Raw genomic sequence first — 25,360 nt, forward strand, 5'->3', positions numbered from 1 at the left:
GCTTGGTGGTCTTCTTCGACATAGGGGTCCAACGTTACGGCCTGGACCCCAGCGCGATCCAGACGGTGCGCCCAAGCTCAGGCCTTGGAGTTGGCCCAGTCGGTCAGGTCATCGGCGGTCCAGGTGTTGAGGATGCGGGCTGGGTCGATGCCGTGGGCCACGGCCTTGTCGCAGCCATAGTTCAAGAACTCCAGGTGACCAGGGGTGTGGGCGTCGGTGTCGATGCTGATCAGGCACCCCCACTCCAAAGCCAGGTCCAACAGTTCGGGGGGTGGGTCCTGGCGCTCGGGACGGCAGTTGATCTCCACCGCCGTGCCGTAGCGAGCACAGGCGGCGAAGACCATGTCGGCATCGAAGGTTGATGGCGGCCTGACCACCCACTGATCCCGACCGAAGCCCTTCACCTTGCGTCCGGTGCAATGCCCCAGCACGTCCACGTGAGGACTGGCCGCGGCTATCACCATCCTCTCGGTCATGGTCTTGGAGTCCATGCCCATCTTGGAGTGGACCGACGCCACCACCAGGTCGAGGCGGGACAGCAGCTCGGAGTCCTGATCCAGTTCCCCATCCGCGAGGATGTCCACCTCTATCCCGGTGAGGATGCGAAACGGGGCCAGCTCCGCGTTCAGGGCATCGATCTCGTCGATCTGGGCGCGGAGGCGTTCGGCGTTGAGGCCGTGGGCCACCGTGAGACGAGGCGAGTGGTCGGTGACCACGAGGTACTCATGGCCCAGCGCCGCCGCGGTACGGGCCATGGTGGAGATCGACGCGCCACCGTCGCTCCAGGTGGAGTGGCTGTGGCAATCACCTCTCAGTGCCTGTCGGAGGCCAGCCCCATCCCCCAGGGGAACCTGTGTCGTCTCCTCGAGTGACACGATCCTGTCCGGCACCTGCCCCGACGCCGCCTGCATGGCGACCTGGGCGGTGCTCGATCCGATGCCAGGAAGGTCAGTGAGGGTCCCCGAAGCGATCATTCGGGTGAGCTCATCGTCGGGAAGGGAGCGAAGCACCGCAGCGGCCCTCAGGAACGCCTCGGTCTTGCGTGACGACATGAGCCCCCGGTCCTGGAGGTAGGCCACCCGCTCCAACGCCTCGATCGGACCCATGGACGTGAGGGTAACGCCCGTGGCGACCGGTGGGGCGAGGAGGTGGCTACCGTTCGCTCCGATGCAGATCCGAGCCATCGCCACCGACCTCGACGGCACGCTCCTGAGGTCGGACCTGTCGATATCGCCGCGAACCCGCGAGGCGATCCTGGCCGCCGAGGACGCGGGCATCACCGTCGTTATCGCCACCGGGCGTCCCCCGCGATGGATCCAGCCGGTCATCGATCAGATCGGTGACCGGGGTCTTGTGGTGTGCGCCAACGGCGCGTCGGTGTACGACCCGGCTCGCCACGAGCTCGTTCACCGCGTCGACCTGGACCCCGACACAGTGCACGACATCGTCGATGACCTCGAGGTTCGACTCCCCGAGGCGGTGCTCGGGGTGGAACAGGGTTTCACCTTCGGCGTCGATCAGCGCTACCAGGAATCCCACGAGGATCTCCTGGGTCTGATCCCCGACGTCCGCATCGCCCCCATTAGGACGTTCCTGGACGAGCCGGTCACCAAGCTCATCGTCCGGCTGGCACATCCTGCTCCGGCTGGAACCGCGGCCAGGGTTCAACAGATCGTGGGGGAGCGGGCTCTGGTCACCCACTCCACCAACGAATCGTTCCTGGAGCTGTCCCACCCGTTGGCCCACAAGGCCCGGACCGTCGAGATGCTCCTGGGGGAGAAGGGGCATGGCCCGGCCGACGTGGCCGCGTTCGGGGACATGCCCAACGACTTGGAGTTGATCCGCTGGGCCGGGCTAGGGGTAGCCATGGCCAACGCCCATCCCGCCCTCCTGGCGGCCGCAGACCGGGTGACGACCACCAACGACGACGACGGGGTGGCTGTGGTGGTGGAGGAGATCCTCACGGGCAATCAGCTCCGATGAGAGGCAGTCGTCGTCATGGGGTCTGACCTGCGACCTTGTTCACTTCAGGCCATGATGCGATGTGCCGATGACCTCGGCAGGAGTGGATCGGGGGAGGGGCGGCATTGGTAGGTAACGGCAACACGATCTGGGATCTGGACGGCGAACTGGCCAGCGGCTTGGCCGATGGCGTGTGCGTCATTGCCCCCGACGGCCTCGTCGTTTGGGCCAACGCGGCCATGGCCTCCCTCATGGAGACGACTCGCAGCGAGCTGTTGGGCAGCAACGGTTTCGAGCTGCTGCATCCCGACGATCTGGCTCGTGCCATCGACGGCCTCGACTACGCCCAGCAGTTTCCGGGCCGTACCGCGGTGGCGCCGTTCCGCATCGTGTCCCGGCTGGGCAACATCCGCGACGTCGAGATCAAGACCGGGGTTATCACCCGAGACGGTCACGATTACGTGACCGTCGTGGCTCGCGAATCGTCGGCTCGCCGGGCCGTCAACCGAGCCCTTCGTTCGGTGGCCGAAGGGCTTCCCTTGGATAGGACGGTGGCGCTCATCGCCGAGGCGGTCCAAGGGCGGTGGCCCCACACCGGCATGGCCGTCGTCCTTCCCGATGGCGACGAAGGGCCTCAGGTGCACGTCCACGGCCTCGACGGCCTCTTGGTGGCCCACGCCCGTGGTGAGTTGGCCGATGCCGACCTAGCCGCCCCGTGGGACCTGGCCCGCCAGGCCGACCCGATCGTGGTCGTAGACGGGGCGGCCTTGCCCGAGAACCTGCGCAACGCGGCCAGGGCTCAGGGGTTCGCCGGTTTCGGGGTGGCGCCAATACGAGATGACCGTGACGGAGATGGGTGTCTGCTGGTCTGGTTCGATCACACCATCATCGCCAGGCTTGAGTTCTTCCACGCCGCCCCCGAGTTGACAGAACTGCTCACCGTCGCCGTCGATCGCCACCACCTCCACCACGAGATGTGGCGGGCCGCCCGCTACGACTCGCTCACCGGGCTGCTCAACCGCTTCGGGTTCAGCGAGAGGTTCAACGAGATGGTCAACGAAACCAGGTCATCTGAGGGGCTGACCACTGCCGTCTTCTTCGTGGACCTCAATGACCTCAAAGGGATCAACGACCGTCACGGCCATGCCGCCGGGGACGCCGCCCTGCGGGAACTGGCCCGACGGTTGGCTGCGGTGGCGGGCGAGGACGTGACCGCCCGGCTGGGGGGAGACGAGTTCGTGTTGGTCCACACGGTGCCGACATCGATCGCCGATCCCAGTGCCATGCGGCGGGCCGAACAACTGCTCAAAGCCATCGTGGGCGACGAGAGCGATGCGCTGGCGGCCAGCGTGGGTCTGGCCATCGACGACGGGGTCGGCGCACCCCAGGCTCTGCTGGAGCGCGCCGATGTGGCGATGTACCGGGCCAAGAACCAAGGCCCGTCCAACTGGTCGCTCTAACGCCCGGGCGCTGATCGCGGGATATGGGTGCCAGCGGTGGCTGGGGTCGAGGCTGAGGTCGCCACCTCGGCCCGGTAGGTTTCCCCTCGGTATGGAACGTTTTGGATTCGTCGGTCTCCCCAACTCGGGCAAGTCATCTCTCTACAACGCCCTGGCTGGTGGAGGGGCGTTGGCAGCGCCGTACGCCTTCGCCACCACCGATCCCAACGTGGGGGTGGCCAAGGTCCCCGACCGTCGTCTGGAGCGTCTGGCCGAGATGTCCAGCGCCCGCAAGGTGGTGCCAGCCAGCGTCCAGTTCGTCGACATCGGTGGCCTGGTGGAAGGGGCCAGCACCGGCGAAGGATTGGGAAACCAGTTCCTGGCTCACATCCGCGAGGTGGACACGGTGGTCTACCTGCTGCGGGCCTTCGTAGACGACGATGTTCCCGGGCCCTCGGATCCGCTCGAATGCCTGCGGGTGCTGGAGATCGAGCTGGCCCTCGCCGACCTCGAGACCGTCGAGAGCCGCGTCGAGAAGAGGCGCAAGGCGGCCAAGCAAGACAAGTCGCTCACCGAACTTGTGGAAGCGCTGGACGCGGCCCACAAGGTCCTGGCCGACGGGACCCCGATCTACCGAGCAGACCTGAGCACCGATCAGCGCACCGTGTTGGACCAAGAGTTCCTGCTCACCAACAAGCCGGTCCTGGCCCTGGTGAACGTAGGTGAGAACGACCTGGATCGGATTCCCGAGATCATCGCTCCGGTCGAGGCCGAACTGGCCGGTCGGGCCGAAGTGATCGGCATGTGCGTCCAACTGGAGGCCGAAGCCGCCCAGTTCTCCGGTGAGGAGCGCCTGGAGATGCTCGAGGCGCTCGGTCTCGGCGAAGGCGGCCTCGAGCGCTTCATCCACGCCGCGTACCAACTCATGGGTCTCCGTACCTACTTCACCACCGGCGAGAAGGAATCACGGGCCTGGACCTTCCGGGCCGGGTCCAAGGCGCCACAGTGTGCGGGCCGCATCCACAGCGACTTCGAACGTGGGTTCATCCGAGCCGAGGTCATCCACTGGGACGAGTTGCTCGAGATCGGTTCGTGGAGCAAGGCCCGAGAGGTGGGCAAGATCCGGGTGGAGGGCAAGGAGTACGTGGTGGAGGACGGCGACGTCCTCGAGTTCAGGTTCAACGTCTAGGCCATCCGATGCCCTGGTTGCTGCGCGACGACGAGGTGCTGGCCAGCGCTGAGGTCGCCGAAGGCCGCCGAGCCCGCCGGCGAGGCCTATTGGGGCGCGACGGCTTCGAGGGGGCGCTGGTGTTCGAGGGCACTCGGTCGGTCCACTCGGTGGGCATGCGCTTTCCCATAGACGTGGCGTTCTGCGATGTCGACCTGGTCGTCATCAAGACGATGAGGGTCGTTCCCCATCGGATCACCTTGCCGGTGTGGAAGGCGAACAACGTGGTCGAGGCCGAGGCTGGGGCCTTCGCCCGTTGGGGTCTGTGCGTGGGCGACCGCTTGGAGATCCGCGGCGAGCACCCATCGGCCCGGTCGTGACCGAGGGCAAGCTGGTGTTGGTGGGTACGCCCATCGGCAACCTCGGAGACATGAGCCCGCGTGCGGTGGAGGCGCTGCGATCGGCTGACCTGGTCTGCTGCGAGGACACTCGCCGCACCGGTCGGTTGCTGGCCCACTTCGGGATCCGGGTACCGGGTTTGAAGGTGGTGAACGACCACACCGAAGCCGAGGTGGCCGCCTCTGTGGTGTCGCGCCTCGTGGCCGGGGACACGGTGGCGCTGGTGTCCGATGCCGGGATGCCCGGCGTGTCGGACCCGGGTGAGCGGTTGGTGGCTGCGTGCGTCGATTCCGGTGTGCTCGTCGAGGTGATCCCCGGTCCGTCGGCGGCGCTAGCGGCGTTGGTGCAGAGCGGTCTGGCGGTCGGGCGGTTCGTTTTCGAGGGGTTCCTGCCGCGCAAGGGGTCCGGCCGATCCGGACGGCTGGCCGAGGTGGCGGCCGAGCGGCGCACGGTGGTCCTCTATGAGGCACCCCATCGCCTGGCCCGCACCCTGGCCGATCTGGTCGATGTCTGTGGAGGTGGCCGTCGGGTGGTCTTGGCCCGAGAGCTCACCAAGCTGCACGAAGAGGTGTGGCGGGGCGACCTGACCGGAGCGCAAGCCCGGGTGGCCGAGGTCGAGCCCCGGGGTGAGTTCGTGATCGTCCTCGACGGTGCCCCGGCCCCCGGGCCGGTGTCTGACGATGACGTCCTGGCGGCGCTGGCCCGCGAACAGGCGGCGGGTGCATCCACCCGTGACGCGGTGGCGTCGGTGACCCGTGAGCTCGGAGTGTCGAGACGCCGGGTCTATGACCTGGCTACGACCGGGGGGCGATGAGAGGTGGTCGTGGCCGATCCCGTGGCCGAACTGATCAGCCTGGTGCGGGCCCAGCCCGATCCTGCTCCCGCCGTGCCCGAGCCGGCCGACAGCGCCCGGGCCCACCTCATCCGCCGCCGCTTCGGCCTGGGGCTGCCCATGCCGTTCGTGGGACCTCCGGGAGAGGACGAACCGGTACGGGTCGCCGCCGCGCTGGACGGGGCGGCGGTGGCGGCCGTCAAGTGGCGGGCGTTCGGGACCAGTTACCGCGGCGGGATCCTGCCCGATGCGTTCCTGGACGGGCGTGATGTCGTGCCTCCGGCCGCCTACTGGGTCGGTAGGGCCATGGTCCCGCCGAGCCGCCAGCATCGCCTGTTGGTCTGGGGTCGTCCCGGCCACGTCTACGGCTACGTCGACTGCGGCCCGGCTCACCCAGATGACGTCGTGGGTGAAGGACCCGACGGTGCGATGGGTGAGATCTGGGAGCTGTACGTGGATCCCCACGCCCAAGGGCGGGGCGGCGGTCGCCGACTGCTGGAAGCGGCCTCGGTATGGCTGGACGAGGTTGGGCTTCATCACCAGGTGCTTTCGGTGCTGCGGTCCAACCGAAGGGCCCGGGCCTTCTACGAAGCTCAGGGCTGGCAGCCGACCGGTGAGGTCCGACCCGTCGACCTGGGTGTGGTCGCATTCGAGGAACTGCGCATGAGGCGGAGCCTCGGTTTGATCAACCTCGCAGCGACGACAACTGGACCTGACCGCTCGGGCCCTAGGTGACCGGAACGACCTCCAGGCGATTTTGGGCCTAACGGCTCATGCAGAAAGGGCGGTAGCTGACCGAAACTTGTTGTGCAGCGCGACAACCTCTCCTGGTTGAGTCGTCGCAACGAGTTTCCGGCAGGTGATCCGGGGGGAGCACTGGTCGGATCTGCTGAGGGGGTGGCCCTAGGGCCACCCCCTCAGCGCTTTCTCACACCGAGGCGGTGCCGCAGGGACGGCTTCGGTGCCCACGGGTGTGACCGCTAGCGTTGAGGTGTCGTAGATAAGGAGACAGCCGTGCCCGCAAACCCGATCCGTCGCCGTCTGGCCCTTTCCGTGGCTGGCTTGGTCGTCGTGGGGTCGATGCTCAGCGGTTGTGGAACCGGCCAATCGCAGGCCGGGAGCTACGACGATCTCGAAGCGGCATTCTTGGACGGGTGCAAGGAGACGGCCGCTGCCGATGCCAAGGCAGACGAGTCGGCTTCGCTTCCATCGAACTTCTGCCAGTGCGCCTTCGATGCTCTCAGCGACAAGGACACCGGCGTCGACTTCGACGAGCTGATGGAGATCAACGAACAGATGATCAACGCCGACTCGGCTTCCAAGCTGCCCGACTCCGTCACCAAGGTGTTCGCCGACTGCGCCTCCTAACCGCAGATTGCGGTGGTGTGACAACTGCACGTAGACGGGAAGCGGCTCACATGGTTGGGTCAGCTTCCAATGCTGCTGACAAGGATCGCCGACTTCGCCATCCGCCACCGCCGGATGGTCCTCCTCGGAGCCCTGGTGGTCTTCGTGTTCTCGGGGCTGGTCGGCGGAGGGGTGGCCGAGCGCCTCAGTTCGGGAGGCTTCGAGGACCCTGACTCGGAGTCGACGCGCGCCGAGGTACTGGTAGGGGAAGAGTTCGGTACCGGAACCCCCAACGTGATCCTCCTGGTCACCGCCCGTGACGGCGATGTGGATGCTCCCGAGGTCGAAGCGGCGGGGCGCGATCTGGCGGCGGAGTTGGCCGGCGAATCCCACGCCGGTCTGACCATCGACGACGTCCTGTCCTACTGGGACCTGCCGGCTGGAAATCCGCTCGGGTCCTCTCAGGGTGACCGGGCCCTGATCCTGGCCCGTTATCCCGACAACGACGACCTGATGGTCGAGTTCTCCCGTGGCATCACCGAGGAGTACCGGCGAGACGACCCCGATTCGCCGGTGACGGTGGCCCCCGGAGGCATGGGGCCCTTGTTCGCGGCGGTGGACTCGACGGTCGAGCACGACCTGCTGCGGGCCGAGATGATCGCGGTTCCGCTGACGCTGTTGCTCCTTCTGTTCATCTTCAGAGGGGTGGTGGCGGCCGCCATTCCCCTGGCTATCGGAGCCCTGGCGGTGGTGTCGTCGTTCCTTGCGCTGTACGTGGTCAGCGGTCTCACCCAGGTCTCGGTGTTCGCCCTGAACCTGATAACGGCCATGGGTCTGGGGTTGGCGATCGACTATTCGCTGTTCGTGGTGAGCCGCTATCGCGAAGAACTGGTGCACCACGAGCCGCTGGTGGCCGTACGGCGCACGGTGGCTACCGCGGGTCGAACGGTGGTGTTCTCGGCGGTCACCGTGGCGATCTCGCTGAGCGCCATGTTGGTGTTCGACATCGCCTTCCTGCGCAGCTTCGCCTACGCCGGGCTGATGGTGGCCGTCATTACCGGGGTGTTGGCGATCCTGGTGCTACCCGCCATGTTGGCTGCGATCGGTCATCGCATCGATGCTCTCCCGGTTGGGCGCCGGCCGCGACCGGCGACCGCGGCTGGCGACGATGGGGCCGGGGTGTGGCATCGGGTGGCGGGACTGGTCATGGGTCGACCTTGGCCCGTGGTGTTCGTGGTGGTGGGTGGTCTCGTGGTGCTGGGAGCACCGGTCCTGGGTCTGAACCTGGGGCTCCCCGACGATCGGGTGCTGCCGCCATCCAACCCGACCCGCCAGGTTCACGACCTGTTGCGAACCGAGTTCGACTCCACCGAGGCGGGGGCGGCATCGGTGGTGATCACCGGGACCGAGTCGGTCCCAGAGCGCGCCGGCCAGGTCGACGCCTACGCGTCGGCGCTGGCCCGCCTCGATGGCGTAGCTCGAGTGGATGCCGAGACCGGGATCTACTGCGGCGGCACCGGGTCGCTCGCCGGAGTGCCTTGCGAACCGGGCCAGGTGGTGATCCCCGGATCGGCCGATCCCCGTCTCACCGAGCGCTTCCAGCGTGATCACGCCACCTACCTGTCGGTCACCCCGTCGGTGGAGCCGATGTCTCTGGTCGGGGAGCGCCTGGCCCGTGATCTGCGGGCCATTTCGACCGGGTTGGTGAGCGATCAGCACTTGGTGGGTGGACCATCGGCCAGCCTGGTCGACTCCAAGGCCTCGCTGGTCGGCGATGTCCCGTGGGCGCTGGCCATCATCGCCGTGGTCACCTTCGTCCTGCTGTTCCTCATGTTCGGGAGCGTGGTCGTACCGCTGAAGGCGTTGGTGCTCAACGTGTTGAGCCTCTCGGCCACCTTCGGAGCCATGGTCTGGATCTTCCAGGACGGCAACGGGGCAGACCTGTTGGGCTTCACCCCCACCGGATCGCTGGCCGCCACCGTCCCGGTCCTCATGTTCTGCGTGGCCTTTGGCCTGTCCATGGACTACGAGGTGTTCCTGCTGTCACGCATCAAGGAGGAGCACGACAACGGTGCCGACAACACTGCTTCGGTGGCTCGAGGCCTGGCTCGTACCGGGCGCATCGTGACCGCGGCCGCCCTGCTCATGACCGTGGTGTTCCTGTCTCTGGCCACGTCGCAGGTGTCGTTCATCAAGCTCTTCGGCGTGGGCCTGACGTTGGCGGTGCTGTTGGACGCGTTCGTGATCCGCGGCACGCTGGTGCCGGCCTGCATGCGGCTGGCTGGCGAGGCCAACTGGTGGGCGCCGGCGCCGATGCGCCGCCTGTACGAGCGCGTCGGGATCAGCGAGCACGTGGATCTCGACGATGGGCAGGGTCCGGGAGCGGTCGATCTCGTACCCGAGGACCGGGAAGACCAGCCGGTGCTGGTGGGATCAGCCCTCGGTGGGGGTGATGACCACCAGGACGTCACCTGAGCCGACGGCCTGGCCCGGCTCCACCTTGACCTCGGCCACGGTGCCGGCCACGTCGGTGGAGACGTTGTTCTCCATCTTCATGGCTTCGAGCACGGCCACGACCTGGCCGGCTTCGACGGTGTCGCCCGCGGCCACGTTGACCTTGAACATCGTGCCCTGCATGGGGGCCACGATCACGCCGGTCCCGGCACCGCCACCGCCGCCAGATCCGCCACCCTTGCGGCGGGGCTTGGCCTTGGCGGCACCGCCGCCCGAGCTGGCCGGCGCGGCGGCAAGCTGGGACTCGGGGACCCACATGGCCACGGAGAACCGCTTGCCGTTGACCTCCACGTCGACGTCTCGCCGGACCTTGGCCTCGGGCTCTTCGCCATCGGCGGCGGGAGCGGCCTCGGGGTCGGTGCCGCCGAGGCGTCCGGTGATGCCGGTGAAGTCCACGGCGCCGCTCTCCAACCAGTTGGTGGAGTGCTCGCCGTCGACGAACGTGGCGTTGTCGAGGATGGCGAGCTGTGCGGGGAGGGTGGTGTCGATGCCGTCGATGACGAACTCGCGGATGGCCCGCTTGAGCCGGTCGATGGCGGTGGGACGGTCCGAGCCCCACACGATCAGCTTGCCCACCAGGTTGTCGTAGAACTGGCTGACCTCGTCGCCGCTCTCGTAACCGCCATCCCAGCGGGTTCCGAAGCCTTGGGCCGGAACGAGCTTGTCGATGTGGCCCGGCGCGGGGAGGAAGGCGCCACCGGTGGGGTTCTCGGCGTTCACCCGGACCTCGATGGCCCAGCCGCGACGCTCGATGTCTTCTTGGGTGAACGACAGCGGTAGGCCCGAGGCCACCCGGATCTGCTCACGGACCAGGTCGATGCCCGTCACCATCTCGGTGACGGGGTGTTCCACCTGGAGACGGGTGTTCATCTCCAAGAAGTAGAACTCGCCGTCTTGGAACAAGAACTCCACCGTGCCGGCGTTGGTGTAGCCGCAAGCCTGGGACACCCGGACCGCGGCCTCACCCATGGCTTGGCGGGTCTCGTCGGGGAAGTTGGGCGCCGGGGACTCCTCGATGAGCTTCTGGTGGCGGCGCTGGACCGAGCAGTCACGTTCGCCGACCCACACGCAGTTGCCGTGCTGGTCGGCGATGATCTGCATCTCTACGTGGCGGGGCCGGGTCAGGTACCGCTCCACGTAGCACTCGTCTCGTCCGAAGCCCTTGAGGGCCTCGGACTGGGCCGAAGCCAGCGCTTCGTGGGCGTCGGCCGCGGTGTTGACCACGCGCATGCCGCGACCGCCGCCGCCGTAGGCAGCCTTGATGGCAACCGGCCAGCCGTGGGCCTCACCGAAGGCCACGACCTCGTCGCCGGAGGTCAAGAACTCCGAGGTGCCGGGCACGCCGGACACACCGGCCTTCTCCGCGGCGATGCGGCTGGAGACCTTGTCGCCCATGACCTCGATGGCTTCGGGCGGCGGGCCGATGAAGGTCACGCCCCGTTCGGTGATGGCCCGGGCAAAGTCGGTGTTCTCCGAGAAGAACCCGTAGCCGGGGTGGACGCCGTCGGCGCCGGAGCGCTCGATCACCTCGAGGATCTTGTCTGTGTTCAGGTAGCTCTCGGCCGCGGTCTGGCCGCCCAGGGCGTAGGCCTCGTCGGCCAGTCGGACGTGGAGGGCGTTGCGGTCGAGATCGGAGTACACGGCCACCGTCGAGATGCCCAGCTCCTGGCAGGCACGGATGACCCGGACGGCGATCTCACCCCGGTTGGCGATCAGGATCTTGGAGAGCACGAGGAGAATGTCTAGTCGGCGCGCCCATGGGCCCACACCCTCGGGTGGCGGGCTGTGGTTCACTGCGATGGATGAACGACACCGGCGCCGACCTGAACCATGACGTCGAACTGGCGCGGGGGCGCCAGGAACGGGTGCGTGCCGCCGTCACCGGCCGCCGATTCGCCGACGTTCGGTGGGTGGCGACGACCGGTTCCACCAACACCGACGGGTTGGATCTCCTTAGAGCCGGTGAGCCCGAGGGGGTAGTACTGGTGGCCGACCACCAAGGCGCTGGTCGGGGTCGGCGGGATCGGGTGTGGGCAGCACCCGCCGATGCATCGCTGCTGTTCACCGTCTTGATGAGGCCCCCGGCCCCGGTGGCTGGTCTCACCACGATGGTGTTGGCCCTGGCCGCATCCGATGCCGTGGCCCGTCTCACCGGTCTCACCCCGCGCCTCAAGTGGCCCAACGACCTGGTCTGGCCCGGTGACGGATCGGTACCAGATCGCAAGCTGGCCGGCATCCTGGCCGAGGCGGAGTGGCCGCCGGGGGTGGCGGCGGCGTCGGGATGGCGTGAACCGGGTCCGGCGCAAAGGGCCGCGGTAGCGGCGGGCATGGGACTCAACGTGGCCTGGGGAGATGGCTTCCCCCCCGAGTTGAAGGACACCGCGGTGGCTCTGGACGGGATCGTGGCCGGCGATGTTCCTGTCCCTGATCGGGTCGACCTCCTGATCGCTCTGCTCGAAGCACTCGATGACGGCTACGGCGAGCTGGTGGGCCCGGGTGGGGCCGAGGCTGTGTTGGTGCGGTGGCGGGACCGATCGGCCACCCTGGGACGTCGGGTTCGGGTGGATCTGGGCGGTGACGACTTGGTGGGAACGGCCGTCGACGTCACCGCCGAGGGCCATCTGGTGATCGAACCCGTCGAAGGTGGCCGTCGGGTGGTCGCGGTAGGCGACGTGGTCCACCTGCGCCCGTCCTAATCCTGGATCCACCGAAAGGCAGAGCCTTCCGGCGGAGTTCGGTCGCCGGCCTGGCGGCCGACGCCTTGGCTCGGTGTGGTCAGGCGAGTTGTTCGGGGGTGACCACGTCCTCGAAGGTGCGGTCGGGCATGCTCGGTGAGACCTGGCCGACCCCGCTGAACATCCAGTCGCACACACCGGTGGGGAACACCTCGAGGAGCTGTTCGTACTGGTCGTTGGTCAGGTCGAACTCGTAGTCGGTGGGATCCACGGCCTTCAGCTCGCACTTGAGGACGTCGTCGGCCCGAGGCGCACCCGCGGCGGTCCGTGGTGAGCCGCTCACCGGGTACCGCTTCTGGCAGGTTCCGTCCTCGTCCCACACGTGCACGCCTCTTATGGGAGCGGTGGTACCGGGCGGTAGGCAGCTGTCACCAGCCTCGTCGGGGCGAGACTCATCGAGGGCCTCCGAGCGTGACCCTCTGGCGGTGGCCAAGGCATCGAGCCAGTCTGCGGCCGTGTCGATGGCCGCTAGCCGAGCGGGGGCCTCCGCTGCTTCGGTGGTGGCGGCCGCGCCACCCGGTGTCGGCTCGCGGCTCCAGATGCGCAAGCCCGGAGCCAGCTCGGGGGACGCCCCGCGGGTCAGGCGGTCTCGGAGCGAGAACGGGCGCAGGAAGTCGGTGATCTCCCCGACCGGGTCGTTCCAGACGTCGACCTCGATCAGCGGCACCATGTTCTGATCACCGACACCACTCGAGACCCGACCCGTCTCGTAGGTGGTGGCCACCGCGTCGGGATCGGCTTCGGCCCGGGCCGGTTGGTGGCGGCCGTCGCCGTCGAACCCTCCGACGTCTCGATTCAGGGCGATGAACTGCTGGAAGCTGATGGTGCCGTCGTTGAGGGCGTTCAAGCCGTACTGCACCCCGACGTTGTCCAGGGGGCGCCGGGCGGCCCCGCTGTCGGGGTCTGGCCCGAACACGTTGACGGCCTGGTCGAAGATCGTGCAGCGGATCCCGCCGGGGTTGGTGGTCGGCTCATAGATCTGGGAGGCATCGATGCCGGGATCGCATCCGGTGGTGGGATCGACCACGCCACCAAAGCGCTGGTGCCAATTCCGGCATGTGGCGTTGGTGGCGTGGCCGTTGATCGCGCCCTGCTGGGCCGGGGTCAGGGCACTCCCGGCCGGCGTCGAGTACCAACGTTGGAGCAGGACGCAATCGGCGGCTCCGCTGAGGACGGTGACGACATCGGGGAACGGCTCGACGGCCACCACCGCGTCGAGGACCCCTGGGTAGTTCTGCGTGATCAGGTGGGCTTGGGCCGCGCCGAAACCACGACCCTCGCCGATGGTCGCCGCCGGGACGCCGAACTCCTCGATTAGTCGTTCCTTGACCATCATCACCGTCTCGGCCGACACCACGTCGTTGCATTGCACGGCACCGGTGTTGAAGGTGGCGGTGGCTACGGCATGGCCTCGGGACAACAGCTCGACGTCTTCGGCCGGCGCGAGCGATCGGCCCTGTCCGTAGGTGGCGCCACAGCCATCTCCGAAGCGATACACCACGCTCCCCGACCAGGCTGGAGAATCCGACCGTTGCGATCCGGGGCCGGGTTGGACGGTGACGATGTCATAGATGGACCGGTTGAGGACGCCGCGCTCGTGACGCAACAAGAATGGTCCCTCGTAGGTGCCTTGGCGGTCGTCGAAGGTCACTGTGGCGACGTCGGCGGGCACGACCGAGGGGTCCTCGAGGTCCAGGACCCGCCCGTCGGTGGCAACGTAACGCCAGGTCACGGTGGTGGGGGCCGAGCAGTTGGCATCGGTGGCAGCGCCGAGACCGTGAGCCTCCGTTGAGCATGCCGCCAGCGGTGTGTGGGGTCCCGAGATCATGGGACCGGTCAGCGGCCAGGCCCGGACTCGTTGCACCGCTTCCTCACCGGGGTTCGAATCGTGCCGTGCCCGCAGGGTGGTCGTCCCCTCGACGAAACCGCTGACCACGCCCTCGAGGACACCGTCGACCTCGGTGAGTTGGCTGGTGACGTCTGTGCCGTCAAGGGTTACCCCGAGGTCGGCCACCGATCCTCCCGGTTCGGGGGTGACACGGATACGAGCGTCGTTACCGCTGACGCGATCGGGATGGCTGCTCAGCACCTCGATCCGAATGGCGTCTTCGATCACCGGTGGCGCGGTATCGCCCTCATCGCCATCGCTTCGGGGGTTGGTCGTGGTGGTGGGCCGGTCGGCCTGGGGATCGTCGTCGGTGGTGCACGCCGCGGTCAGCAGGCTCACCACGACCAACACGATCAGGACGGGACGGGTCATGGGGCCATTCTTCCCTCCCCGGTAGGCTGACCGACCGCCGCCCGCATCCGAGGAGACCTATCCGGTGACCGAACCGGTGCCCCAGCCCCCCCTTGACGGCCCTTTCGTGCTGCTGGCCCCGTCGGTCCACAACCGAGACGGGCGCGCCCTGATACGCCTGCCCTACCGGCTGTCGTCGGCCTCGGGGCCGGTGGACCTGGTGGAAGAGGTCGAGCTACCGGTGCCGTTGGCCGACACGGTCCGGTCCCGATCGGCGGTGCGGCACCTCCACCTCCTCGCCGGAGTCTCGTACTACAAGTGCATCGTTCCCAGCCCGCTGGTGGTGCCCGTTCTCAGCGATCCCGAAAGGCGGTTGTTGGCGGGGGTCTATGACCAGGGGCTGCGAGAACTGGCCTTTCGCAACGCCATCGTCGTACCCGTCCCCGTGGACCTACGCGAGGAAGCTGGAGACCTTTCCGTCACCTTCACCGGAGAGCCGGCCCAAGAGCCCGAGGTCGGCTCGGCCCCGGCGCTGGTGCCCGTCGGAGGGGGTAAGGACTCGGCGCTGGTCGCCTCGCTGGTCCCCGACGGGCAGCTCTTCGCCGTCAACCCGGTGGGCGCTCAACACCACTTGGCCGAGGCGTTGGGTCGCCCGATGCTCGGCGTCACCCGACGCCTCGACCCGCGGTTGCGAGATCTGGTGGCCGCCGGGGCCACCAACGGCCACGTCCCGGTCACAGCGGTGACCTCGGCCGTGGCGGTCCTCACCGCGGTGGCCATCGGTGCCCCCGACGTCGTGATGGGCATCGAGCGCTCCGCTGACGAGCCCAGCCTCATCGACGGGAACGGCGTGGCGGTCAACCACCAGTGGTCCAAGTCCTCCGAAGCCGAGCGGTTGTTGAGCACCGCCTTCGAGGCCAGCGGGGTCCGGTGGTTCTCGCTCCTGCGCCCACTTACGGAACTGGCCATCGGCGCCGCGGTCGCGGCCCGAGGACTGGCCCCTCACATCGTGTCGTGCAACCGCGTGTTCACGGTGTGGAACGAGAACGAAGCGAGTCGCAGCCAGAAGGCCTGCGGTGAATGCGCCAAGTGCTTGTTCACCGCCCTGATGTTGGCGCCAGCGTCGAGCCCAACCGACATCGCGGCCCAGTACGGCGGTGACCTGTTGGACCGCGTCGACCACGTGGAGCCGGTGCGGGAACTTTGGTCCGATGCCAAGCCGTTCGACTGCGTCGGCGAGCGTCACGAGTCAGCGGCGGCGGTGACGATCCTGGCGTCGCAGTCCCGCTGGTCGGGGCAGACGGTGATCTCGGCGCTGGGAACCGAGGCACAGGCGTTGCTCGATGCCGATGACCGTCGAGCCGGAGACTTCCTGAGGATCGACTCGGTCCAGGGATTGCCCCCCGACTACCGGGACCGGGTCCGGGACCTGGTCGCCGACATCGACCGGGCGCTGGCGATGGCATCGGAGGCCGACCGTGCACCTAGGTGAGCTGACCGGCCGCCGGGTTGTACTGCTCGGGTTGGGAGAAGACGTCGCCTCCACCATTGGCCCGGTCCTGGCCGCCGGCCCGGCTGACGTAAGGGTGGTGGAGGATCGAGTCGAGGTGCTCGACCCTTTGATCGGTCCAGAGATGATGGCGACGTTGGATGAGGCGGCTCGCTGGGGTGAGGTGTTCGTACGATCCCCGGGCTTTCCGCGCTATCAGGCTCCCTTGGTGGAGGCCCTCGGTACCGGGGCGTCAATGACCACACCGCTGGACCTGTGGATGGGAACACACGGTTCGGCTCGCACCGTCGTCGGCGTCACCGGCACCAAGGGGAAGTCCACGGTCACCGCGCTGGTCGCACCGCTGGCTGCCACCCACGGGATCCGGGTGGGGGTGGCTGGCAACCTGGGGCCACCGGTGTTCAGCGACCGGTGGGACCGCAAGGCCCCGGTGGCGGTACTGGAGGTTTCCAGCTACCAGGCCTCAGACCTCCACCATGTTCCCGACTTGGGCGTGCTCACCCACATGGCCGAGGACCACCTGAGCTGGCATGGCGGAGTGGACCGCTATCGGGCCGACAAGCTCCGCCTGTTCCGCAACGAAGGCGGCACCGTTGGGTCCGCGTTGGTGGCCGAATCGTCGCCCTCGGCGCGCGGGGCCCTTGCCGAGATGGGTATCGATGCGGTGGTGGTCCCCACCCCGACCGGCCCGTTGGAACTTCCACCCCACCGGGTGGCCAACGCGGCGCTGGCTGTCGAGGTGGTTCACCGCCTGGGGGGTCCCACCCCCACCCCCGAGGCGGTTCTGGAAGCGGCGGCATCGAGCATGCCTGGACGTCTCGACCCGTGCCCGTGTCCGCCTGGCCTGTTGTGCCTGGATGATGCCTTGGCCTCCAACCCCACCGCCACCGCCGCGGCGCTGGCCTGGCTGCGCAAGGTTGGGCGACCCACCATCGTTCTGGTTGGTGGTGTGGATCGCAACGTCGACGCCACCCCGTTGGCCGCCGAGGTGGCCCTCTGGCCCCAGGGGCGCCTGGAAGGAGTAGCGCTGGCCGACACCGGCTCGGACCTGGCCCGGCGGTGCGGGTTGGACCTGATCGGTGCCGCCGAGTCGGTTGCCGAAGCTACGGCGATTGCCTTGGAGCGTTCCGGATCCGAAGGTGTGATCCTCTTCTCACCAGCGGCACCCACCCCGGCCCGGATCGGCAACTGGGAGACCCGCTCCCAACAGTTCCGTGCTGCCCTGATCTGACCTTGACCGGACCTATCCGCCAGGACCCTTAGGAGGCGAGCGAATAGGCGAGCCGACCCATAAATACGGCATGGCTAAACCGAGGCGAAGCCTCGGTCTGATCACCCTCGCAGCGACGACGACCGGACCTATCCGCTAGGACCCTTATGGGTTTGGGTTGGTTGCCCGCAGGGTGTCCAAGGTCACGGCGGCCGAACGGGTCAGGGGGCCGGGTACGGATCGGAGCGGTCCTCCGTCCACCGTCGAGATGGGCTGAACCCCGCGAGTGGTGGAGGTGAGGAAGGCCTCAGGGGCGAAGCGAAGGTCGTCGATGGTCAGGTCGTCGCGTTCGGCGACCTCGCTCGACTCCATGACCAGGTCACGCGTGACCCCCGGAAGGCACCCGGTTGACAGTGCCGGGGTAGACAGGCGTCCGGCCACCACCAAGAACAGGTTCGATGCCGAGGCCTCCACTAGGTGACCGGCGGTGTTCACCAGCACCGCCTCGTCGGCACCCCGGTTGCGGGCCTCGTGCAACGCCAGCGTGTAGTCGAGGCGTGAGGTGGTCTTGGCCCCCACCAGGGGACCATGCTCGTTTACCGACCAAGGGGAGAGGACGACAGCGGCCGGGCCGGTCGGAAGTGGGCCCACCATGGCGGTGATCAACAAGGTGGGGGAGCCGCCCTCGGGGCCAGCCGTCACCGTGACCCGCAGACGCCCGTCGAAGACCCCTAGGTCGGAGACGGCGGCATCGGTGGTGGCTTTGACGGCTCCGTGCAGTGCGTCGTCGTCCCAGCGCAGATCGATGGCAGCGATTGCCGCGGACCGGCGCAGGCGCTGGAGGTGGCGGGACAATCCAAAGGGTATGCCCCCGTCGATACGGACCGTCTCGAACACTCCGTGGCCGAGCAACCAGCCCCGGTCGGTCACGTCGACCGTGGCCTGGTCGGCCGGGACCAGGCGATCATCCATCCACACTCGTTTGGTCATCTGATGCCACCCCCCAGCGGTGGTCGTCCCCCGGCGCCGTGGGCATCGAGACGAGAGCAGGCCACAACGGTGAGTCCCCGACTGTGGGTCGGCTTTCCACCAAGACCTGGGGGCAGCCTACGGGGCTGACGGTGGGGCGGCCTGCCAGAGCGAGATCCGGTCGGCATTGGCGTAGAGCATCGTGTCGATCGGGGACTCGGCCACGAGCGTCGCCCCCGGTTCTGGCGGCGGCGTCGGGCCTTGGCTGAGGACCACGACCAGCCGTATCGGATCGAAGTCTGATGGGGCTCCCATGGTGGGGGTGAACAGGTAGAGCTGGGCATCTGGAACCCGGACATCGAACCCGGCCCGGTCCAAGGAAAGGGCCAGCGCCGCGGTGTAGAAGCCGTCGAAGTCGATGGGTCCCGCCAGAAGGACCGGGGCTTCTGGTGGCAAGGCGTCGACCGCGGCCTGGGTCAACGCCGCCACCGGACCGTCGGTGTCGATGGTGAGGAGGTCGGTCCGGAGTGTCCGGGCGGCCAGGGCGAGAACCACAACGGCCGAGATCGCCATGACGGTGGGGGCCAAGGTCGGTCGGCGCTGGCCGGCTAGCACCGGCCTCACCCGCCCGGTAGCGCCGGCCCGCTCGACCCCGACGGCCAGCGTCCGGCCCGCCGACCACGTGGCGAATGAGAAGAAGGCGATGCTGGCAGCGTGGGCGGGGAGGAGGTACCAGGGTTGGATCGCGCCCGCCTCGATGTTGGCCAGCCCGAGGATCGCCCCGGCCAACCCGGCCAGGGCCAGGCCCATGCCAACGACCTCCGGCCAGGCTCGACGTCGGGCCGCGGCGGCGGTGGCGAACGCTCCGAACACCAGCCCCCATGCAAGCCGCGGCATCCGCTCGATCAGCATGAAGTCATAGGGCGGCTCGGTGATCGCCCATGCTGGAGGTATCGACAACTCAGCCCGGAGCACCTTGGCCAACTCCGAGCGCGGTACGCGTGCTGCGGACTCGTCGAGCCGGCCCCGTTCGACGATGTGGACCGGGTTGGAATCTCGTCCGTTGCGAGCCGCGTCAACCAGCATCGGCGACAAGAGCACCAGGCCCACCGCCATCGCAGCCGCCAGCGGTCGCCACAACGCCACCAGGCCAGGGCGGCCTCGGGTGCGGACGGTGGTGAAGGCCAAGCCCAGCCCGGCCAGCCCCACCACCGGTAGAACGAAGGGAGCGAACCCCAGGTGGGCACCGATGCACCACACTGCCAGCGCGGCTGCCAAAGGGAGGAGGCGACCGCTGCCCAGGGCCACCCGCCAGGCCACGAACACCAGGACCACAGCAGGCACCACGGCCAGGGTCGGGTTCCACGGCATCAACAGGCTGGCCGAGGGAGTGCGGGTTGCCATGATCACCACCGATGCGGCGGCAGCCAGGCCCAGCCACGGCACCCGGAGCCGGGCCATGAACCACACCAAGAAGGCCAGCCACGCCCCGTTCCCCAAAGAGTGGTAGCCAGGCCCGCCGACGAACGTTGTCGAGCAGGTGATACGGGAGCCATTGGATGGCGTACACCAACGGCAAGGGATGGTTGTAGCCGCGCTGGGCCGGTAGGGGCCCGACAGCGGCACCATCCTCGATTGTGGCGGATCACCAGTTCGGCCACCGCCCAGTCACCGTTGGGGAGCCAGGTCCGGGGAGTTGGACGACTCCGAGCAGGAAGAAGCCACCCCACGATGCACGGCAGGGGTGACGGTCGGGCGCAGCCAGCGAGGCAGCGACTCTGCGGGTGACTCGGGCCCAGACATCGATGCCATGGTTACCTGGCCTCCGCGCTGCCAGCAGCCACCCGCAGGAGGCGTCTGGCCTTGAGTTCGGTCTCCAACCATTTGCCATGGGGGTCCGAATCCCAGGTGATGCCACCGCCGGTTCCGAACCGGATCATCCCATGGTCGAACCAGAAGGTTCGGATGGCCACGTTGAGTGCACCACGACGGGCATCGGCGTCCACCCAACCGACGGCCCCGCAGTAGATCTGGCGGGAGCAGGTCTCCAGCGCCGAGATGTGGGTCAATGCCGAGACCTTGGGTGCTCCGGTCACCGAGCCGGGCGGGAAGGTTGCGCCTATAGCGTCGGACCAGCCCGACCCCTCCTTCAGCCTGCCGGTGACGGTCGACACCAGGTGGACCAACCCCGGATGGGATTCGATCGAGCACAGCGAGGGCACGTCGATGGTTCCCCAGTCGCAAACCCGGCCCAGGTCATTGCGGACTAGGTCCACGATCATCACGTTCTCGGCTCGGTCCTTGGGCAGCATCTGAGCGGCGGTGGCGGCCGTGCCCTTGATCGGTGACGACCAGATGCGGTCCCCATCTCGTTCGAGAAACCGCTCCGGTGATGCGGAGGCGACATGGACGTCATGGGACGGGATCCGCACCACCGCCGAGAACGGAGCCGGGTTTCCCTGGGCCAACGCCGCGCCCAGAGCCGCCACGTCGGCTCCTGCCGGTAACGGTGCGCTCAGCATTCTGGTCAGGTTCACCTGGTAGACGTCGCCACGTCCGATGGCCGAGCGGATCTCGGTGACCCGGGACTCGAACTCGCCTCGGTCGAGCGAGGAGGTCCAGGAGTTGGGATCCACCCCAACCCAGCGGGCGCCGCGCCACGGGCGGGCCGGGCGGATGTGGTCGAACCGGGCGCAGACGGGCTCGCCCTCGAAGGGCAGGACCACCGCCCAGAACCCCGAGCTGTCCAGGGCCTCCAGGTCGTCGGTGACGTCACGGAGCCCGGTGAGCAGACGGTCTCCCACCACGGCCAGCGGCGTGGCCATCTCGACCGGGGAAGACATGGTCGGAGCGTAGGTGGCGATGTCCGTACGCTCCCATCAGTGTCACTCTGGTCTCTGCCCGGGAGCTTGGCTCCTACGCTCGGTGTCCTTCGTGGGCAGCATGCTTTGTGCCGGCTCCCAGGCGCAGAACCGGCCGGCGTGGCTTGATAGGAGCGTGGCATCGCCCCCACTGAGGTGTGCCCACCGACCGGTTCTGGTCCGGATCACCAACGTGAAAGGCGACCAGAGCCCCATGATCACCCTCGGAATCGATGCGCACAAGCGCACCCATACCGTCGTCGCGGTCGACGACGTCGGATGCCAGCTCGGCACCAAGACCACGACCGCAACGACCAGCGACGACCACCTGGAGATCATCCGGTGGGCTGACCGGTTCGGCCCCGAACGGCAGTGGGCGGTCGAAGACTGCCGGCACCTCTCGCGCCGTCTCGAGTCGGACATGCTCGCCGCGGGCGAGCGGATCGTTCGGGTGCCACCCAAGTTGATGGCCCACGCTCGCGACGCAGCCCGCACCTACGGCAAGTCTGACCCGATCGGCGCGCTCGCCGTCGCTCACGCCGCGTTGCGCAACCCGGATCTTCCCGTTGCGCAGCTCGATGGTCCTGCCCGGGAACTGCGACTGCTGGTCGACCACCGCGAGGACCTGGTGGCGGAGCGGACCCGTTGCCTCAACAGGCTTCGCTGGCATCTCCACGAGCTCGGCGCGTCCTGGGATCCGCCCGCTCGATCGCTCGTCCTACAAGAACCTCGGCGCGATCGCTGCCCGGCTGACGAGTTTCGATGGTCCGGTTGCTCGCATCGCAGCCGAGATCGTCGAGCACGCCCGGCACCTGACCGTGCGACGCACGCCCTCGGGCGCGGGATCACCGGCATCGTCAACAAGCTCGCCCCGACCCTGCTCGCCCTCGCCGGGGTCGGCTGCTCACCGCCGCCAAGATCGTCGCGGAGACCGCAGACGTTCGCCGGTTCAAGCACAAGGGCGCGTACGCCCGCCACAACGGCACCGCACCCCTGCCCGTCTGGTCCGGCAACCGCGAACGCCACCGCCTGTCTCGCACCGGGAACCGCCAACTCAACGCGGCCATCCACCGCATCGCGATCACTCAGGCCCGCTGTCACGACGACGCCATTGCCTACATCGACCGGCGCCTGACCGATCACCACAACACCAAGACCGAAGCGCTCCGAGCCCTCAAACGACGTCTCTCCGACGTCGTCTACCGAGCCTTGCTCGCCGACGCCCAACCCGCCCAAACGGCACCCGCCGACTTGCTCGCGGCCGCCGCTTGACATAGGAGCAAACCATGAACTTCGACCTGCCCGCCGAGACCGAACAGTTCCGATCCGTGGTGCGTGACTTCGCCGACCGGGTCATCGCCCCCAAGGCCGAGGAATGGGACCGCGACCACCGCTTCCCAGTCGAGGTGGTGACCCAGATGGGGGAGCTGGGCCTGTTCGGCCTGCCCTTCCCTGAGGAATACGGGGGTTCGGGAAGCGATTTCCTCACGTTGTGCGTGGCCATCGAGGAGATCGCTCGCGTCGACCAGTCGCTGGCCATCACCCTCGAGGCGGGGGTGGGGCTCGGCGCCAACCCGATCTTCCAGTTCGGCACCGACGAACAGCGTGAGCGGTGGTTGCCGGACCTCTGCGCCGGACGGGCGCTGGGAGGATTCGGGCTGACCGAGCCCGACGCCGGCAGCGATGCCGGCGGTACTCGTACGCGCGCCGTCCTTGACGAGACCACCCGCGAGTGGGTGATCAACGGCGAGAAGGCGTTCATCACCAACTCCGGAACCGACATCACCTCGATCGTCACCATCACCGCCCGCACCGATTCCCCAGGCGGCGGTGGGAAGCCCGAGATCAGCGCCATCGTGGTCCCGGCCGGGACCGATGGCTTCGAGGTCCAACCGCCGTACCGCAAGATGGGTTGGCACGCTTCGGACACCCACGGGCTGGCCTTCGCCGACTGCCGGGTGCCCGAGGCCAACGTTCTGGGCGAGAAGGGCCGGGGTTTTGCCAACTTCCTCAGCATCCTCGATGACGGCCGGGTGGCCATCGCCGCGCTGGCCGTGGGGGTCATCCAGTGCTGCCTGGAGGAGAGCGTCCGCTATGCCAACGAACGGAACGCCTTCGGGCGCGCCATCGGCTCCAACCAGGCCGTGGCCTTCATGTGTTCGGACCTGGCGGTGATGGTCGAGACGGCCCGCACGCTCACGTATCGGGCGGCGTGGTTGAAAGATCAGGGGCGACCGTTCAAGCAGGAAGCGGCCATCGCCAAGCTGTACGCCACCGAATCCGCGGTGAGCGCCACCCGCATGGCCACCCAGGTGTTCGGCGGGTACGGCTTCATGGACGAGACCCTCGTCGCCCGCCAATACCGCGACGCCAAGATCCTCGAGATCGGTGAGGGAACCTCCGAGATCCAACGACTGGTGATCGCTCGAGGGCTGGGACTTCCGGTCGCGTGAGCTTCGGGGGCAATGGGGGGTGACCGTAAGGCGCGATGGGGTCGCTGGTAGCGTGGCAGCCCGTGTCCAGCCGAACTGCCGGGCGTCGGGCCCGGCGCACCTGGCCCCAGCGCCTCCTGATCAGCCTCAACGTGGTGGCCATCGTGATGGCGTTGGCCGGAGCCGGTGCCATCGCCATGGCCAAGCGGACGGTGGCCAACGTCCAACGAAGCAACGACATAGGTCGCAGTGAACTGACCCCGGCCGATCAGTTGCCGCCCGGTGAGCCTCAGAACTTCCTGATCGTGGGTGTGGACGACGACGAGGGCTTGGCCGATGACGACCCGGTCACCAACGGCCGGGACCGGGTGACCCAGGGCTCGGTGCGCTCGGACACGATCATGGTGGTGCGGGTCGATCCGGCCAACCTCGACGTCAAGGTGCTCTCGTTCCCCCGGGACCTCTTGGTCAAGATCCCCGGCAAGGGAACGACGCGGATCAACGCCGCTCTCACCTACGGCGACGGCAATCCGGGCCTGCTGATCAAGACGATCGAAGCCAACTTCGGCATCAACATCAACCACTACGTGCAGGTGAACTTCGCCGGGTTCAAGAGCCTGGTCGACATCATCGGTGGTGTGCCGATCTGGTTCCCGACGCCGGTGCGAGACAAGCACTCGGGACTGTTGGTCGAGAACGCCGGATGCACCAACCTCGACCGCAACGGGTCGCTCAGCTACGCCCGCAGCCGATACTTCGAATACAAAGACGCCAAGGGCCGGTGGCGTAGCGACGGAGCATCGGACTACGGCCGGATGCGTCGCCAGCAGGACTTCCTGCGTCGGGTCATGCACCGTGCCATCTCCAAGGGCGCCCGCAACCCGGTGGTCCTGTCCAAGATGGTCGACACCGGGGTGGAGCACATCACGCTGGATCCCTACACCACTGCCGCCGATCTGATCACCCTGGGTCGGGCGTTCCAGAGGTTCGATCCCGACAAGCTTGGTCAATCCTCCCTCATCGTCCGTGAGGTGTTCCGGGGTGGTGCCGACGTACTCGAGCTCGACGAGGTTGCCTCCGAGCCGGTGTTGGCCCAGTTCCGGGGAACAGGGGCCACCGGAGAGGTGGAGATCCTTCCGTCGACGGTGACGGTCCGGGTGTGGAACGGGACGGGTGTACAAGACCAGGCCTCCGACATCACCGACCGCTTCGAAGCGGTCGGCTTCCAGGTGGCCAGCCCTGACTCGACCGAGCCGGTGTGGGTCACCGAGGTCCGCTATCCGCCCGGAGCCGATGCCCAGGCTCATCTGGTGGCCCGATACCTCGACGCCGAACCTCGCCTGATACCAGATCCGGAGATCTCTGAGATAACGGTGGTCACCGGACCCGAACTGGTGGGGGTGCTCGATTCACCTCGACCGGCCGAGTCGGTCTCCACCACAACGTCGACGACCTCGACGACCACCTCGACCACGTCCACCACCTCCACCACCGTTGACCGGTCAGGTGAAGCCGACGACGAGGATGAGGAACCCCAGGTGTCGATCCCGTTGGTCGAAGGCATCGGACCGGCCGGCGAAGGCCGTGCCTACCTTCCCGGTGCTCCGCCTCCGGGTGAGTCCTGCGGCTGACCTCGACATCCAAACCGCACGCCTCGTGAACCGCCGCCAGAGCCGGGCCCGCATCGGGGGGCAGCAGGTGGGGGGAAGTAGAGTTCGCCGTCTCGTGTCGTCGAATCTGAGG

The 25,360-nt window shown here is 67.8% G+C and carries 19 protein-coding genes and 1 pseudogene; 14 read left to right on the forward strand and 6 right to left on the reverse strand.

Annotated elements, in window-relative coordinates; all coding sequences use genetic code 11:
* Positions 1-77 precede the first annotated feature (77 nt).
* The gene (locus IPG97_12050) at positions 78-1,106 is read right to left on the reverse strand and encodes a PHP domain-containing protein (protein ID MBK6857247.1); all 1,029 of its coding nucleotides are present in this window, start codon (positions 1,104-1,106) and stop codon (positions 78-80) included.
* A gap of 61 nt (positions 1,107-1,167) precedes the next feature.
* Between IPG97_12050 and IPG97_12055 the strand changes: the two genes are divergently transcribed.
* The 8 genes from IPG97_12055 (at position 1,168) to IPG97_12090 (ending at position 9,622) form a co-directional block, all read left to right on the forward strand.
* Positions 1,168-1,983, forward strand: coding sequence for an HAD family phosphatase (locus tag IPG97_12055; GenBank protein MBK6857248.1), 816 nt, complete (start codon positions 1,168-1,170; stop codon positions 1,981-1,983).
* A 104-nt stretch (positions 1,984-2,087) separates the two neighbouring features.
* Positions 2,088-3,422, forward strand: a complete 1,335-nt coding sequence (locus IPG97_12060; GenBank protein MBK6857249.1) for a sensor domain-containing diguanylate cyclase — start codon at positions 2,088-2,090, stop codon at positions 3,420-3,422.
* 91 nt (positions 3,423-3,513) lie between these two features.
* The gene (gene ychF, locus IPG97_12065) at positions 3,514-4,590 is read left to right on the forward strand and encodes a redox-regulated ATPase YchF (GenBank protein ID MBK6857250.1); all 1,077 of its coding nucleotides are present in this window, start codon (positions 3,514-3,516) and stop codon (positions 4,588-4,590) included.
* A gap of 8 nt (positions 4,591-4,598) precedes the next feature.
* Positions 4,599-4,949 carry a DUF192 domain-containing protein gene (locus IPG97_12070; GenBank protein MBK6857251.1) on the forward strand — a complete coding sequence of 117 codons (351 nt, stop codon included), beginning with the start codon at positions 4,599-4,601 and terminating at the stop codon, positions 4,947-4,949.
* Between the two features lie 50 nt (positions 4,950-4,999).
* A complete protein-coding gene (gene rsmI / locus IPG97_12075) occupies positions 5,000-5,782 on the forward strand; it encodes a 16S rRNA (cytidine(1402)-2'-O)-methyltransferase (protein MBK6857252.1) in 783 nt (260 codons plus the stop codon).
* A gap of 9 nt (positions 5,783-5,791) precedes the next feature.
* The gene (locus tag IPG97_12080; GenBank protein ID MBK6857253.1) at positions 5,792-6,535 is read left to right on the forward strand and encodes a GNAT family N-acetyltransferase; all 744 of its coding nucleotides are present in this window, start codon (positions 5,792-5,794) and stop codon (positions 6,533-6,535) included.
* Positions 6,536-6,814: 279 nt separating this feature from the next.
* Positions 6,815-7,168 carry a hypothetical protein gene (locus tag IPG97_12085; protein MBK6857254.1) on the forward strand — a complete coding sequence of 118 codons (354 nt, stop codon included), beginning with the start codon at positions 6,815-6,817 and terminating at the stop codon, positions 7,166-7,168.
* A gap of 69 nt (positions 7,169-7,237) precedes the next feature.
* Positions 7,238-9,622, forward strand: a complete 2,385-nt coding sequence (locus IPG97_12090; GenBank protein ID MBK6857255.1) for an MMPL family transporter — start codon at positions 7,238-7,240, stop codon at positions 9,620-9,622.
* On the opposite strand, the gene IPG97_12095 is transcribed toward IPG97_12090, so the two are convergent.
* Positions 9,581-11,392, reverse strand: a complete 1,812-nt coding sequence (locus tag IPG97_12095; GenBank protein ID MBK6857256.1) for an acetyl-CoA carboxylase biotin carboxylase subunit — start codon at positions 11,390-11,392, stop codon at positions 9,581-9,583. The two genes, IPG97_12090 and IPG97_12095, sit on opposite strands and share 42 nt — an antisense overlap.
* Before the next feature lie 71 nt (positions 11,393-11,463).
* Between IPG97_12095 and IPG97_12100 the strand changes: the two genes are divergently transcribed.
* Positions 11,464-12,357 (forward strand): biotin--[acetyl-CoA-carboxylase] ligase, encoded by an 894-nt coding sequence (locus IPG97_12100; GenBank protein MBK6857257.1) that lies wholly within the window; start codon positions 11,464-11,466, stop codon positions 12,355-12,357.
* 79 nt (positions 12,358-12,436) lie between these two features.
* Here the strand turns inward: IPG97_12100 and IPG97_12105 are convergent, their stop codons facing one another.
* Complete coding sequence (locus tag IPG97_12105; GenBank protein MBK6857258.1) at positions 12,437-14,656, reverse strand: hypothetical protein; 2,220 nt, start codon at positions 14,654-14,656, stop codon at positions 12,437-12,439.
* Positions 14,657-14,720: 64 nt separating this feature from the next.
* Here IPG97_12105 and IPG97_12110 point away from each other — a divergent pair, with 64 nt between their 5' ends.
* Positions 14,721-16,127 (forward strand): hypothetical protein, encoded by a 1,407-nt coding sequence (locus IPG97_12110; protein MBK6857259.1) that lies wholly within the window; start codon positions 14,721-14,723, stop codon positions 16,125-16,127.
* Positions 16,114-17,376, forward strand: a complete 1,263-nt coding sequence (locus IPG97_12115) for a hypothetical protein (GenBank protein MBK6857260.1) — start codon at positions 16,114-16,116, stop codon at positions 17,374-17,376. Before IPG97_12110 ends, IPG97_12115 begins: the two co-directional genes overlap by 14 nt.
* Positions 17,377-17,520: 144 nt before the next feature.
* On the opposite strand, the gene IPG97_12120 is transcribed toward IPG97_12115, so the two are convergent.
* From IPG97_12120 to IPG97_12130, 3 genes are all read right to left on the reverse strand, one after another.
* Positions 17,521-18,345, reverse strand: a complete 825-nt coding sequence (locus IPG97_12120) for an aminotransferase class IV family protein (protein MBK6857261.1) — start codon at positions 18,343-18,345, stop codon at positions 17,521-17,523.
* Between the two features lie 117 nt (positions 18,346-18,462).
* Positions 18,463-19,785: a hypothetical protein gene (locus IPG97_12125; protein MBK6857262.1), complete on the reverse strand. Its 1,323-nt coding sequence runs from the start codon at positions 19,783-19,785 to the stop codon at positions 18,463-18,465.
* A 353-nt stretch (positions 19,786-20,138) separates the two neighbouring features.
* Positions 20,139-21,149, reverse strand: coding sequence for a chorismate-binding protein (locus tag IPG97_12130; GenBank protein ID MBK6857263.1), 1,011 nt, complete (start codon positions 21,147-21,149; stop codon positions 20,139-20,141).
* 250 nt (positions 21,150-21,399) lie between these two features.
* Between IPG97_12130 and IPG97_12135 the strand changes: the two are divergent.
* The 3 genes and pseudogenes from IPG97_12135 (at position 21,400) to IPG97_12145 (ending at position 25,248) form a co-directional block, all read left to right on the forward strand.
* Positions 21,400-22,457, forward strand: a pseudogene (locus IPG97_12135) (IS110 family transposase).
* A 14-nt stretch (positions 22,458-22,471) separates the two neighbouring features.
* A complete protein-coding gene (locus tag IPG97_12140; protein MBK6857264.1) occupies positions 22,472-23,638 on the forward strand; it encodes an acyl-CoA dehydrogenase family protein in 1,167 nt (388 codons plus the stop codon).
* Between the two features lie 62 nt (positions 23,639-23,700).
* On the forward strand, positions 23,701-25,248 hold the full coding sequence (locus tag IPG97_12145) for an LCP family protein (protein ID MBK6857265.1): 1,548 nt from the start codon (positions 23,701-23,703) through the stop codon (positions 25,246-25,248).
* The last annotated feature ends 112 nt before the right edge of the window (positions 25,249-25,360 follow it).

Source organism: Microthrixaceae bacterium (assembly GCA_016702505.1).
Classification (GTDB): Bacteria; Actinomycetota; Acidimicrobiia; order Acidimicrobiales; family Iamiaceae; genus Aquihabitans.

Bases quoted from the DNA above. Each gene is read 5' to 3' on its own strand.
- IPG97_12055 (MBK6857248.1), top strand. From the start codon at position 1,168: ATGCAGATCCGAGCCATCGCCACCGACCTCGACGGCACGCTCCTGAGG.
- IPG97_12100 (MBK6857257.1), top strand. From the start codon at position 11,464: ATGAACGACACCGGCGCCGACCTGAACCATGACGTCGAACTGGCGCGG.
- IPG97_12090 (MBK6857255.1), top strand. From the start codon at position 7,238: ATGCTGCTGACAAGGATCGCCGACTTCGCCATCCGCCACCGCCGGATG.
- IPG97_12050 (MBK6857247.1), bottom strand. From the start codon at position 1,106: ATGGGTCCGATCGAGGCGTTGGAGCGGGTGGCCTACCTCCAGGACCGG.
- IPG97_12120 (MBK6857261.1), bottom strand. From the start codon at position 18,345: ATGACCAAACGAGTGTGGATGGATGATCGCCTGGTCCCGGCCGACCAG.
- IPG97_12130 (MBK6857263.1), bottom strand. From the start codon at position 21,149: ATGGCCACGCCGCTGGCCGTGGTGGGAGACCGTCTGCTCACCGGGCTC.
- IPG97_12140 (MBK6857264.1), top strand. From the start codon at position 22,472: ATGAACTTCGACCTGCCCGCCGAGACCGAACAGTTCCGATCCGTGGTG.
- IPG97_12070 (MBK6857251.1), top strand. From the start codon at position 4,599: ATGCCCTGGTTGCTGCGCGACGACGAGGTGCTGGCCAGCGCTGAGGTC.
- IPG97_12125 (MBK6857262.1), bottom strand. From the start codon at position 19,785: ATGGCCCGGCTCCGGGTGCCGTGGCTGGGCCTGGCTGCCGCCGCATCG.
- rsmI (MBK6857252.1), top strand. From the start codon at position 5,000: ATGAGCCCGCGTGCGGTGGAGGCGCTGCGATCGGCTGACCTGGTCTGC.
- ychF (MBK6857250.1), top strand. From the start codon at position 3,514: ATGGAACGTTTTGGATTCGTCGGTCTCCCCAACTCGGGCAAGTCATCT.
- IPG97_12105 (MBK6857258.1), bottom strand. From the start codon at position 14,656: ATGACCCGTCCCGTCCTGATCGTGTTGGTCGTGGTGAGCCTGCTGACC.